At 40.8% G+C, this 13,660-nt stretch carries 11 protein-coding genes and 1 pseudogene; all 12 read right to left on the bottom strand.

The genetic code is table 11. The features are described 5' to 3' along the window. Positions 1-5: 5 nt before the first annotated feature. A complete protein-coding gene (gene uvrC, locus KHA88_RS01070) occupies positions 6-1,778 on the bottom strand; it encodes an excinuclease ABC subunit UvrC (RefSeq protein WP_213121290.1) in 1,773 nt (590 codons plus the stop codon). A gap of 100 nt (positions 1,779-1,878) precedes the next feature. Further along, positions 1,879-2,193: a thioredoxin gene (gene trxA, locus KHA88_RS01065; protein WP_213097596.1), complete on the bottom strand. Its 315-nt coding sequence runs from the start codon at positions 2,191-2,193 to the stop codon at positions 1,879-1,881. Positions 2,194-2,314: 121 nt separating this feature from the next. Continuing rightward, the gene (locus KHA88_RS01060; protein ID WP_213106738.1) at positions 2,315-3,295 is read right to left on the bottom strand and encodes an electron transfer flavoprotein subunit alpha/FixB family protein; all 981 of its coding nucleotides are present in this window, start codon (positions 3,293-3,295) and stop codon (positions 2,315-2,317) included. 37 nt (positions 3,296-3,332) lie between these two features. Continuing rightward, entirely contained in the window at positions 3,333-4,097 is a 765-nt protein-coding gene (locus tag KHA88_RS01055; protein WP_213106737.1) for an electron transfer flavoprotein subunit beta/FixA family protein, read from the bottom strand. A gap of 31 nt (positions 4,098-4,128) precedes the next feature. Continuing rightward, positions 4,129-4,902, bottom strand: coding sequence for an enoyl-CoA hydratase (locus KHA88_RS01050; protein ID WP_213097599.1), 774 nt, complete (start codon positions 4,900-4,902; stop codon positions 4,129-4,131). 32 nt (positions 4,903-4,934) lie between these two features. Further along, complete coding sequence (gene fadR, locus KHA88_RS01045; RefSeq protein WP_213097600.1) at positions 4,935-5,522, bottom strand: fatty acid metabolism transcriptional regulator FadR; 588 nt, start codon at positions 5,520-5,522, stop codon at positions 4,935-4,937. A 139-nt stretch (positions 5,523-5,661) separates the two neighbouring features. Continuing rightward, the gene (locus KHA88_RS01040; protein ID WP_213121289.1) at positions 5,662-7,359 is read right to left on the bottom strand and encodes a long-chain-fatty-acid--CoA ligase; all 1,698 of its coding nucleotides are present in this window, start codon (positions 7,357-7,359) and stop codon (positions 5,662-5,664) included. Between the two features lie 271 nt (positions 7,360-7,630). Beyond that, positions 7,631-8,038, bottom strand: coding sequence for a DUF350 domain-containing protein (locus tag KHA88_RS01035; RefSeq protein WP_213097602.1), 408 nt, complete (start codon positions 8,036-8,038; stop codon positions 7,631-7,633). 45 nt (positions 8,039-8,083) lie between these two features. Beyond that, a complete protein-coding gene (locus KHA88_RS01030; RefSeq protein ID WP_213121288.1) occupies positions 8,084-10,441 on the bottom strand; it encodes an endonuclease MutS2 in 2,358 nt (785 codons plus the stop codon). 15 nt (positions 10,442-10,456) lie between these two features. Beyond that, positions 10,457-12,175, bottom strand: coding sequence for a DNA polymerase/3'-5' exonuclease PolX (gene polX, locus KHA88_RS01025; RefSeq protein ID WP_213106735.1), 1,719 nt, complete (start codon positions 12,173-12,175; stop codon positions 10,457-10,459). 365 nt (positions 12,176-12,540) lie between these two features. Further along, a pseudogene (locus KHA88_RS01020) lies at positions 12,541-12,716 on the bottom strand (transposase); the annotation flags it as partial. Between the two features lie 396 nt (positions 12,717-13,112). Then, positions 13,113-13,655: a CvpA family protein gene (locus tag KHA88_RS01015; protein WP_213121287.1), complete on the bottom strand. Its 543-nt coding sequence runs from the start codon at positions 13,653-13,655 to the stop codon at positions 13,113-13,115. Positions 13,656-13,660: the final 5 nt, after the last annotated feature.

The raw sequence follows: 13,660 nt of genomic DNA, 5'->3' as shown, positions 1-13,660 counted from the left end.
CAACTTTACTTTTCTAAATTTTCTTTCAGCAAAGGTGCGATATTCTTCGGAATTCCCAATTCAATAAATTCTTCCACGCTTGCTTCTTTCATTTTTTTCAAAGAACCGAAGTGGCGTAGCAACATTTTTTTCCGAACGGGACCAATTCCTTGAATATCATCAAGTGCTGATTGGAAGGCAGATTTCCCGCGTAATTGACGGTGGAAAGTAATCGCAAAACGATGGACTTCATCTTGAATTCTTTGCAGCAAGTAAAATTCTTGGCTATGACGTTCAAGCGGTACAATTTCCAGCGGAGTTCCATATAATAGTTGCGAAGTCCTATGCTTTTCATCCTTCGCAAGCCCTGCCACCGGTATTTCCATTCCAAGTTCATTTTCCAAAATATCTTTTACTGCGTCGATTTGACCTTTACCTCCGTCAATGAGGATGAGATCGGGCAAGGGAAGTTGATCACGAAGAACTCTTGTGTATCTTCTTCTTACTACCTCTCGCATTGATTCATAGTCATCAGGTCCTATTACAGTCTTTATTTTGTATTTACGATATTCTCTTTTCTCAGGTTTTCCGTCAATAAATACAACAAGAGCAGACACAGGATCCGCACCTTGTATATTGGAATTATCAAAGGCTTCAATTCGGTAAGGGGTATAAATCCCCATGGCAGTGCCAAGTTTATCAATGGCATGAATGGTACGTTCCTCATCCCGTTCAATTAATCCGAATTTCTCCTCCAAGGCAATTTTCGCATTTTTACTAGCAAGTTTAACAAGTTCTTTTTTTTGGCCTTTCTTTGGCTTAAGAACTTTCACATTTAATAATTGCTCGGCCAAAATTTCATCGGCCGATTCAGGAATTAAAATTTCCTTCGGTTTAAAGTGGTTGGGCTGTGAATAGAATTGACCCAAAAAAGTAAGAAATTCCTCTTCCTGCTCACGGTACACCGGGAAAAGAGAAACATCACGCTCGATCAATTTCCCTTGCCGGATAAAAAATACTTGGACACACATCCAGCCTTTATCGAGAGAATACCCAAAAACGTCTCGGTCAGTGAAATCAGAAGACATCATTTTCTGTTTTTCCATCGTTGCTTCGATATGTGCCATTTGATCTCGATATTCTTGGGCACGTTCGAATTCAAGATTCTCCGCGGCTTCCAGCATTTTTTTCTGCAAATCTTCCTTTATCGTCGTGTAGCCACCATTTAAAAATCGGGTAATTTCATCGGTCATCTGTTTGTATGTTTCTGGCTCTACTTCATTTACACACGGTGCCAAGCATTGGCCAAGATGATAATAAAGGCAAACCCTGTCAGGAAGCGTTTGGCATTTTCTAAGCGGATAAAGTCGATCTAGAAGCTTTTTTGTTTCATTTGCTGATTGCGCATTTGGATACGGGCCAAAGTATTTCCCTTTATCTTTTTTCACTTTGCGGGTAATGATTAACTTTGGGTGGCGCTCGTGAGTAAGTTTAATATATGGATAGCTCTTATCGTCCTTGAGCATGACGTTATATTTCGGATCATGTTTTTTAATCAAGTTCATTTCAAGTATAAGTGCTTCAATATCTGATGAAGTCACGATGTATTCGAAGTCTTCTATTTCACTGACAAGCCGCTGGGTTTTAGCATCGTGAGATCCCGAAAAATAAGAGCGGACTCGATTTTTTAGGACCTTCGCTTTCCCAACATAGATGATGGTGCCTTGCCGATCCTTCATTAAGTAGCAGCCCGGCTGGTCAGGCAAAATTTCGAGTTTATGTCTGATTCGATCATTCATATTATTCACTCCTTTTGGGGCAGTGGCCCCACAGGGACTCATCCATTAAAAAAATTCCGGGCTCAAGCCCGGAATTTGTGTAAGGCCCTAAGCCTTTGTATTACATATGTTTTTGAAGAAGTTCAGCAAGTGCTTCTTTTGGTTGGAAGCCGACTGCTTTATCGACTACTTCGCCGTCTTTGAAGACAACAAGCGTTGGAATACTCATGATTCCGTATTGGCTCGCGGTTTCTTGATTATCGTCCACGTCTACCTTTACGATTTTTGCTTTTTCGCCCAATTCAGCGTCAAGCTCTTCGAGAACGGGAGCAATCATTTTACACGGTCCGCACCACGGAGCCCAAAAGTCTACCAATACTACGCCTTCGCCTGTTTCAGCAGCAAAGTTTTGGTCAGTTGCATGTGTAATAGCCATTTACATTACCTCCTAAATATACAATTCGAAGCTAACGCCAGTATACCATTCGGTCTTAAAACACGCTAACTATTTGCTTATCAGTCATAATATATCCGCAAAGGCTGGTTTTACACATCTTTCAATCGGAAGATACCTTCAATTTCCGGAATTCATCTGTCAAGAGTGGGACTACTTCGAAAAGGTCACCAACAATTCCATAGTCAGCCACATTAAAAATATTTGCTTCAGGATCTTTGTTAATGGCGACGATCACTTTAGAGTTGGACATTCCGGCCATGTGTTGTATGGCTCCAGATATGCCGCATGCGATATATAAATCAGGTGTAACTACTTTACCAGTTTGCCCAATTTGCAGCGAATAGTCGCAGTAATCGGCATCACATGCTCCACGCGATGCACCGACAGCACCTCCAAGCACGTCGGCAAGTTCCTTTAGTGGCTCAAAACCTTCGGAACTTTTGACTCCACGTCCGCCGGCAATAATCACTTTTGCTTCGGACAAATCTACTCCTTCACTTGCTTTCCTGACTACCTCTTTAATGATTGTTCGTAAATCCTTTATTTCAACAGCTAACCCATTTACCTCACCAGTCCGTCCTTCATCCTTTGGCAATGGGTCAATATTATTAGGTCTGACGGTGACAAATACAATTCCTTCAGAAATAATTTTCTTTTCAAATGCTTTTCCGGAGAAGATTGGTCTTGTAAATACAGTTTCACCATCTTCTTCTTCGATTGCCGTTACATCTGATATTAAGCCTATATTTAATTTGCTCGCTATTTTGGGCGAAAGATCTTTACCAAGTGCTGTGTGGCCGAAAATGATTCCTTGTGGCTTTTCCTTTTCTGTAACTGCCAAAAATGCTTGGGAAAAGCCGTCTGAAGTATAATGCTTCAGCTTTTCATCCTCAATAGCAATCACTTTATCAGCACCATATTTGATCAAGTCTTCACTATAAGATTTTACGGAATCCCCGATTAAAACAGCGATTACTTCACCACCAGCAGCAATCTTTTTTCCTGCAGCGATGGCCTCGAAAGAAACATTTCTTAATGCGCCATCACGTAATTCTCCAAGTACGAGTACTTTTTTTGTCATCCCGGCTACCTCCTTGTTCCTCTATATATCTATGATTTTATATGACTTTGTTTAATAAGCCCGCCAGCTCTTTTACTTGCTCTTCCATTTCACCTTCAAGAATTCTTCCGGCCGCTTTTGCTGACGGGAGGAATATTTCAATCGTTTTTGTTTTTGCTTCCACATCGTCTTCTTCAAGGTCAAGATCATCAAGTTCCAGTTCTTCCAACGGTTTTTTCTTTGCTTTCATTATTCCCGGAAGTGACGGATAACGTGGATCATTTAACCCTTGCTGAGCTGTAACAAGGAGTGGCAGTGAGGTTTCAATGATTTCTGAATCCCCCTCTACATCTCTTGTCACTGTTACTGTATCCCCTGTCAATTCAAACTTTGTAATCGTTGTCACATATGGGATGCCTAAAATGTCGGCTACGCGAGGACCGACTTGTCCGGAACCGCCATCAATGGCAACGTTTCCAGCAAGTATTAAATCGGCCTCCTTGTCGTTTAAATACTCACCAATGATTTTGGCGATTGTGAATTCGTCACTCTCATCGACATCATCTTCAATATTTATTAAAGCTGCCTTATCCGCCCCCATCGCCAGCGCGGTCCTAAGCTGCTTTTCTGCTTCTTCTCCGCCGACTGTCACAACGGTTACTTCACCACCATGTTCATCGCGAACTTGAATTGCTTCTTCTATCGCATATTCGTCATATGGATTAATAATGAATTCAGCGCCATCTTCACTAATTTCCCCATTTGAAATTGTGATACGTTCTTCTGTGTCAAAAGTCCTTTTCATAATTACATAGATATTCATAGATCAAACCTCCTAATATATGAAACTATATTTATTTCCCTTTAAAATCTGGTTTACGTTTTTCAAGGAAAGCACGAATGCCTTCTTTGCCATCTTCAGAATCAAATACGTGACCAAAATTTATCGCTTCCTGTTTAACACCTTCATAAAATTGCTCCGTTTTAGTAAATCTTAACAGTTCTATCACTGCTTTAATGGAAATCGGGCTTTTCTTTGCTATTTTCAAAACCATTTCTTTTGCTTTTTCCAAAAGCTGCTCCTCGGGAAATGCTTGATTAGCAAGCCCCCGTTGGACAGCCTCTTCCCCCGAAATTGGATCGCTCGTAAATAACATCTCTGCTGCTTTTGCAGCCCCGACTAAGCGTGGGAGACGTTGGGTACCAGCAAAACCTGGTATCAATCCAAGTTGTAGCTCTGGAAGTCCGAGTTTGGCATTTTCACTAACGAGGCGGATATGGCATGCCATCGCGAGTTCAAGTCCTCCACCGAGCGCAGCACCGTGGATAGCAGCTACAATTGGTTTAGGGAAGTTCTCAATTTTTTCAAAGACATCCTGTCCTTTTACTGCTAGTTTTGAAAAATCATCGCCGTTTTTAATGCTAGTAAATTCTTTTATATCCGCACCTGCAGAAAAAAATCGGCCTTCGCCATGTAAAAGGATTGCACGAATATCCTGATCATGTTCAAGGTCATCCAAATGCTTCGATAGTTCTTGGATCAAGTCTGATGACAGCGCATTTGCTGGCGGTCTATCAATTGTAATAATTGCTGCGTATCCGTACTTTTCAAGCGTGATGTGTTCCATATGTATTGCCCCCTTCCTAGGAATGATCGTTTTTAGCTTTTTAACCCGCAACCGTTTAAAAGGAGATTGTGAACGGCAGGTGCAAGTGCCTCCAAATTGTATTTTTGTTCATTCATTACCCAAGTTGTCACCGTTTCATCCATTGTTCCAAAAATCATTTGTCTTGCTAGCCTAATATCTAAATCAGCCGGAAACTCCCCCCGTTCTTGTCCATGGCGCAGTATTTTGTCGACTAGAAGAAAGTATTCTTTGAGAACCTCGTTTATTTTCAAACGAAGCTCCTTATTGGTTTGCCTTAGCTCAAGCTGTGTAACAATGGCCAAATGTTGGTCGGCGGATAATCTTTTGAAATGATTTTCAATCATTACTAATAACTTCTCTGCAGCGGCGTCTTTTCCTGCAATCACTTCTTCTATTTTTTCTACAAACAATCCCATTTTTTCGCGAAATACGGAAATTAAGATGTCTTCTTTATTTTGAAAGTATAGATAGATCGTGCCATCTGCGACTCCCGCCTGTTTTGCTATTTTGGAAACTTGCGCTTGATGGTAACCATTTTCTGCAATTACAACGACAGCAGCATCGATGATTTGTTTATATTTTGGTTTATTTCTTTTCAACGGACTCACCTACTAATTTACAAATTATCAAAAATGAATGACTATTCATTCATACTTTTATGATAATTTAGTTTCCTCTCGTCTGTCAAGTGAAGGCCAAAAAAGAAAAGAGCCCATTTTGGCTCTGAAATAATTCTGATTATCCGAGCTTCTCATCGTGCTGCTGTTTTTTTCTTTCTTCCTCTACAAGTGTTCTTCGCAAAATTTTGCCGACAGCTGTTTTCGGTAGTTCTTTACGAAATTCATATATTCTTGGAACCTTGTATGCCGCTAAATATTTTCTGGCATATTCATCAAGTTCTTTTTCCGTTACGCTTGCTCCGTCTTTTAAAACAATATACGCTTTAACCGTTTCTCCGCGATAGGCATCAGGCACTCCTGCAACGACCATTTCTTGAATGGCAGGATGTTCATACAAAACATCTTCGATTTCTCGCGGATAAATATTGAAGCCCCCTGCAATGATCATATCTTTTTTTCTATCAACAACATAGAAATATCCATCATCATCCATATATCCCATGTCACCTGTCAACAGCCAGCCATCTTTCATGGTCGCAGCTGTATCTTCCGGTCTATTCCAATATCCTTTCATGATTTGCGGGCCCTTCACGGCAATTTCACCAATTTCACCGGGCGCAGCAGCCTCGCCAGTTTCTGGGGAAAGAATCATTGCATCTGTATCAGGCCATGGAACGCCAATGCTGCCTTTTACACGTTTTTGATCCCACAAGAAGTTGGCGTGAGTAACGGGAGATGATTCCGTTAAACCATACCCTTCGACAAGCTTTCCACCAGTGACTTCCTCAAATTTTTGTTGAACTTCGTAAGGAAGTGGAGCAGAACCGCTCAAGCATGATTCTATGGAAGAAAGATCATATTTTTTTAATTCCGGATGATTTAAAAGTCCGATATAAATGGTCGGCGCTCCGGGAAAAATGGTTGGGCGTTGTTTGTGGATTGTTTTCAAAGTTGTCTGCACATCAAATTTGGGTAGCAAAATCATCTTATAACCTTCCATTACCGCTAAAATCAACACAGTCGTCAATCCATACACATGGAAAAATGGCAAAACTCCAAGAATTTTTTCCTCCCCTTTTTTTGCTTTATACAACCAGGCTTCACATGCTGTAGCATTGGCGATCAAGTTTTTATGTGTAAGCATGACACCTTTTGGATAGCCAGTAGTTCCCCCGGTATATTGGAGAAGTGCAAGGTCATTTTCAAAGTCTAATTCATGATGAAGTGGAAGAGCCCGAGCTTCGTCCATAATATTTTTGAAAAGGTGCTGATTTCCTCTATGTTGTAAATTTACAACAATGCCTGTTTGTTTTTTCTGAATGAAGGGATAAATAACGTTTTTCGGAAATGGCAAATAATCCTTGACAGCGGTTACAATTATATTTTCGAGTTTAGTGTGTTTCATTACTTTAGATATGCGAGGATATAAAATATCGAGTGCAATAATGGCTTTTGCCCTTGAATCTTTCATTTGATATTCGAGTTCCCGTTCTGTATAAAGCGGGTTTGTTTGTACAACAATACCCCCTGCAAACAAAATGCCGTAGAAGCTGATCACTCCCTGAGGACAATTCGGTAACATGATCGCAACACGGTCGCCTTTTTCGATGCCAATCCCACGCAAATAATTGGCCATCTTCAATGAACATTCATACAACTCCTTAAATGTCATTTCCTTGCCCATGAAATTCAACGCCATTTTGTCAGGATACTTTTCAGCCGCTTTCGTTAAATACGACTGAACAGGCTTCTGCTCATATACAAGTGTTGTTGGTATTGATTCCGGATAAAGCTTCAGCCATGGTTTATTTTCCATACAATCCCCCCTCTTCGTAATAAACAGTGAGAAAATTGAAACTACTCTTTTCATTATATTACATTGGTCCCGTTCATACAATTGAATGGTGAAAAAGATTGATGTGCTCGTCAAATGTGGAATAACCCTTAATTCCATTGGACTATTTTACGGGATAAAAAAAGACTGCACACGGCAGCCTTAAACCCTTATTAAATAAATAATTCCTCCTAGAATAAAGATGCCACAAACTACGAGCAGCACTTTTGCCAGTTTTTCCACGATATCCTCCTTATGGGATGCCCGCTCCGATCACGTATGACAGACCGATAGAGATAACCATTGAGATGAACCCAACAGCACGGTTGTCTTTTTGGATTTCATCATCAATTTTAAACTTCGGCGTTAAAAATTCGAAGATAAAATATCCTGCGAGGAGCAGTGAAAATCCATACACTCCCCAGCCGATCATCACAAATAATGTATCATGATGAAGGATAGAGTGCCTGAAGATATTGGCAATCCCGAAAATCTTTCCACCCGTAGCCATAGCGACTGCGACATTCCCACTTTTGATTTCTTCCCAGTTATTGTATTTCGTCACAATTTCAAAAATAAATAAAAACATGACCATGCAAAGTATAGTGACACTATAATAACCCGCTGTCTGTACAAATGGATTTTCCCAAAAAGCATTCATCATTCATCACCCCTCTTTGCCATTGGAGGAAAGAGCCGGTTGGCGCTATTTAAACTCAACCACTGTAACGCCACTTCCGCCTTCTCCCGCTTCTCCAAGTCTTATACGTTTGACGGAGCGATGATGTTTCAAAAATTCTGTAACTCCTGTGCGGAGTGCGCCTGTCCCTTTTCCATGAATGATGGAAACGCGCGGGTAACTTGCAAGCAGAGCGTCATCAATATATTTTTCTACCTTAAGCAACGCATCTTCAAACCGTTCCCCTCGCAAATCAAGTTCAAGGCTAACATGATAGTCTCTCCCCTTGATTGTCGTAAGCGGTTTTGTTTCTTTTTTCTGCTCGGATTTGATAAATTCCAAATCCTTTTCTTTTACTTTCATTTTCATAATACCAATTTGAACTTGCCATTCATCCGATCCGGTTTTTTCCACGATATGGCCTTTTTGACCAAATGAAGTAACTTTTACTTCATCACCAGGTTGGAATTCGCGCTTTTGTTTTGTGACACCTACTTTTGCTGATCCCTTATCCAAATTCGGCACTGCTGCTTCTAATCTCCGTCTTGCCTCGATTAGTTCATGTTCTTTTATTTGAGCACCGCTTTGTAAGCGCATTTGGCGCAGGTCCTTCATTACTTCTTCCGCGTCGGATTTTGCCTTTTCAATGACCTTCGCGGCTTTTTCTTCAGCTTTTTCGTAGAGTTCCTGCTTTCTATCATAAAACTCAATCATTTGCTGCTGCATATCATGATGAAGTTTTTCGGCATTTTTTAAATAATCATGGGCTTCCTCATAATCCTGCTCCGCTTCACGTCGACTCTTTTCTAACGAAGCAATCATATTCTCCACTTCATTACTTTCTGTATCAATCATTGATTTTGCATGAGTTATAACACTTTCTGAGAGTCCAAGCCTTCGGGAAATTTCAAACGCGTTACTGCGCCCCGGTACACCTATTAAGAGCTTATACGTTGGACGAAGTGTCTCCACGTTGAACTCGACACTTGCGTTTATTACTCCTGGGCGGTTATAGCCATATGCTTTTAATTCGGGATAATGCGTTGTTGCAATCACACGTGCGCCGCGCTGGTATACATCATCAAGGATGGAGATAGCAAGTGCCGATCCTTCTTGTGGATCCGTTCCCGACCCAAGTTCGTCAAACAAGACAAGACTTTCATGATCCACATGTTTTAATATATCGACGATGTTCACCATATGCGATGAGAACGTACTTAAACTTTGTTCAATCGATTGCTCATCGCCAATATCTGCGAAAACTTCTTTGAATACTGCGATTTCAGAACCGTCCAAAGCTGGGATATGCAAACCTGCCTGGCCCATGAGTGTGCAGAGGCCGACTGTTTTCAGCGTAATTGTTTTTCCGCCTGTATTTGGACCAGTAATAACAATGGTTGTATAGTCAGTACCAAGCGTTATGTCATTCGCTACCACTTCGTCCATTGGTAAAAGCGGGTGTCGTGCTTTATAAAGTCGAATGATTCCCTCTTGATTGATCGTTGGTCTCGTTGCTTTCATTTCTTTTCCAAATCGAGCTTTTGCAAAAATAAAATCCAACTCAGCCATAACATCTACAATGACATGCAAGTCCTCCGCAGATTCCGCAACGGCCGCTGATAGTTCAGCTAAAATACGGTCAATTTCTTGCTTTTCTTTCATTTGCAGTTCTTTAAGTTCATTGTTCAATTCAACAACTGCTTGTGGCTCAATAAAAAGTGTTTGACCAGATGAAGATTGGTCATGGACAATCCCGCCATATTGTGAGCGATATTCCTGTTTCACCGGAATGACATATCGATCATTACGAATCGTTACAATGGAATCCGACAGCATTTTTTGGGCGTTCCGATTACGGATTAAGCTTTCGAGCTTTTCTCTAATTCGGCTTTCATTTCTTCGCCGCTGCTGACGAATGCTGCGGAGCGTGTCACTGGCTGAATCGAGAATATCACCATTTTCATCAACTGCATTTTTAATATGATGTTCTAGTGGCGTTAATATTGTAATTTGATTCGCTTTCTTTTCTAAAATTGGAATATCCAGCTTATTTTCAAGTAAATCTTCGATAAAACGTTTCATGGACCGCGAAGCATGAATCGTGCTTGCTGTCTGCATGAGTTCAACAGGGTTTAATACTCCTCCTACCTGAGCACGTTTGGCATGAGGTTTAATATTATGAATACCGCTTAACGGTGCATGGCCTCTTAAACGAAGTACGTGTGCTGCTTCATCCGTTTCTTCTTGTAGCTTAACTACCTCTTCATAAGAAGTAGATGGTTTCAACAGTTTAATTTTTTCTACTCCAACCGTTGACGAAGCAAAGTCTTTTAGCTGAGAAAGAATTTTATTAAACTCAAGTGTTTTTAATATTTTTTCGTTCATGGAGTTAGACTCCTTTCAATCATTTCTTTTTAGGAAAGCTATCAGTTCATCCGGTTCCATCGCATTGATGACCGATGAAGTTCTAATCCAGCCTTTTCTTGCAGCAGAAACGCCGAGTTCCATAAATTCTAGGTTTCTAATATCATGTGCATCTGTATTAATAACAATTTTTACGCCTGCATCTTGAGCTTTCCGGAGGTATTCCGCAGTTAAATCCAGTCGTTCCGGATGTGCGTTTAACTCTAACGCTGTGTTCGTTTCCTTAGCTAGCTCGATCAATAAATCAATATCAACGTCATAGCCGTCCCGCCTGCCAATTAAACGACCGGTCGGATGAGCAATGAAATCAACATGTGGATTTTGCAAAGCAGTTTTAAGCCTCTCCATGATTTTAACGCGTGATTGGGAAAAACTAGAATGAATCGATGCAATTACAATATCTAGTTCTGAGAGCAGTTCATCCTCATAGTCCAAGCTGCCATCTGGCAATATATCCATCTCGATTCCTGATAAAATTAGGATATCATCGTATTTATCATTTAAAGCGCGAATTTCCTCGTTTTGTTTTCTAAGTCTTTCTACTGTAAGACCGTTTGCAATTCGCAAATATTCAGAGTGATCCGTAATCGCCATATATTTATAGCCTTTTCTCCTGCATGCTTCTACCATTTCTTCGAGGGAAAAAGCCCCATCTGACCATGTCGTATGCATGTGGAGATCCCCTTTTATATCATCCAGTGTAATTAAGCCGGCATCAGCACGGTAATCCTCAACTTCCCGGCCATCTTCCCTAAGCTCCGGGGGGATGAAAGGCAAACCAAAGTGGTTGAAAAATTCAGGTTCGCTTTTAAATGTGATAACTTCCCCTGTTTCTGTATTCTCAACACCATACTCGCTGATTTTTTCTCCTCGTTCTTTTGCTAGTTGGCGCATACGGACATTATGGTCTTTAGAACCAGTAAAATGATGAAGCGCTGTCGTAAATTCTTCGGGTTTTACGATTCTGAAATCAACGGAAATGCGGTATCTTCCTTCCATCAAAAGCGTCACTTTTGTTTCACCGCTTGATGTTGCTTCACCGAAACCTTCTAGTTGAAGTAATTGGTTTTTAACAATCGCAGGCTCTTCGGTTGCAATGATAAAATCCAAATCTTTCATTGTTTCTCGTACACGACGCATACTTCCCGCTCGTGAAAAACTCGTAATTTCCTTTATTCCGTGAAGAGCTTTTTCAATTTGTTCTGCTATCGGTAGCATATAGGCTATAGGTAAACGCTCAGGCTGGATACCAGCTTGAGCAATCGACTCAATAATTTTCTCCTGCGTTTTCTTTCCAAAGCCTTTGAGACCGGCAACAAGCCCTGATTCACACGCTTCTTTCAGCGATTCCATATCTTCGACACCTAGTTCCTGATAAAGCCTAGAAATTTTCTTGCCGCCAAGGCCTGGAAGCTGTAATAGCGGAATGAGTCCTTTCGGTACTTCTTCCTGAAGCTCCTGTAAAACAGATGATTTACCATCTCTCATAAATTCCTCAATGACGGCCGCAGTCCCTTTTCCGATCCCAGGGATATCGGTGAAAGCTGTTATTTCAGACAAACTTCTGTCATCGGCCTCAAGCCCTCCGGCAGCTTTTCTAAAGGCAGCTGTTTTAAACGGATTTTCACCCTTCAACTCCATATAAATAGCAATATGTTCAAGTAAACGAATGACATCTTTTTTATTTATTTTCATTAATAATCACCAGCCGTTCATAATTTCTCCTATTTAACATTCTAACAAATCCCACTGGTAAAAGAAAAACTTCTCTTATCGTGAAGAGAAGTTTCCGACTGTAGATAAACTTAAAAATCGAGTTGTCTACAGTCTTTTATATTTATATTGGACAGAGCGGGTTTTCCGAAGCTTACCGCTCGCTTTCCGCGGGGCGAGCGCCGAGCCGCTTCGTCGCTGCGCTCCTCCAGGGTCTCGGCTGTCTCGCATATCCCGCAGGAGTCGAGCGGACGCTTCTCCAAACCAATATGTATTACATTTTACTTTTGATAATTTTCTTTTCAAGTGCGATCTCAACTGTTTTCCCAATAAGCAAATTTAATAAATATTGGAGGAATCGCAATACGACCGTTGTCTAAACAGTATTTCATTTTCAATTCTTCTAATATAAATGTAAAATCAACAAGCTCATTAATTTGAAGAAGCATATTATCTCTTGGGACGACAATATCGTAGATTTCCATGATGGACTGAGAGTGAAGTTTTCTTGATTGGAAATCATCAATTTAATACGTTTATTATACAATAAAACACTGCTTATCCCGATTTAATCGGAGTAAAGCAGTGCTTTAATTTTGCCCTCTGTTTTTAAGCAAGTACCGTTGATTGGAGCGGAAGGCGGCGACTCCTGCGGGACTAGCGGGACAGGTGAGACCCCGCAGGGCGCAAAGCGACTGAGGAGGCTCACCGCCCGCCCCGCGGAAAGCGCCGCCTGGAGTGCAAATCAACAATGTTAGTGTAGCCACTATTTTAAGAGGACTTTTTCGGTGCCCTCTCGAGGAGCAGTATCTTCGCGGACATCCCTTGAATCAGGCAAAAATCATGAAAAAATCGTAAAAGGCATTGGACCAATGCCTTTTGACGACAATCTGAAACTTCTCTTATCATGAAGAGAAGTTTAGCTTTGAATATAGTCGAACCACCATTTTTTTATTTCTGCCGAAAAATAAGGAGTATGCTTCAGCATGCTTTCCGCAACGATAGAGTCATTTAAAGCTATTTGGATAGAAGGAATCGGCAATAACGCTGCAATATATAAAATAATGAAAATGAATAAATATGTTTCTATAAATCCAAGGATACCGCCAGCCCAGACGTTTAATAACTTTAAAACTGGCAAGCTTGCCACTATATCAAGAGCAGAGCCGATAATACCAAGCACAATTCTCACTGCGAAAAAAATAATGGCGAAGGCGATTGCTCTATAGAACGCTTCATCAAAACTCACACCATCCAGTACCATTTTCAAAGTGTTTCCCGTATCAAAATCAGGATATGGGATCCAAAGTCTCAGCTTCGGCGCCAAGTCTTCGTAATACATGTGAGCTACAATGAAAGAAACGATGAAGCCAATCATATGTATGAGCTGAAGAATGAATCCTCTACGTAAGCCTATAAAAAAACCAAGTATAAGTAATATTACTAATGCTAAGTTTACCATGAAAA

It is taken from the genome of Lederbergia citrea (genome assembly GCF_018343525.1).
In the GTDB taxonomy this organism is placed as follows: Bacteria; Bacillota; Bacilli; order Bacillales; family Bacillaceae_C; genus Lederbergia; species Lederbergia citrea.
Note: the sequence above shows the minus strand (reverse complement) of the source record. Positions and strands in the feature narration are given on the sequence as shown.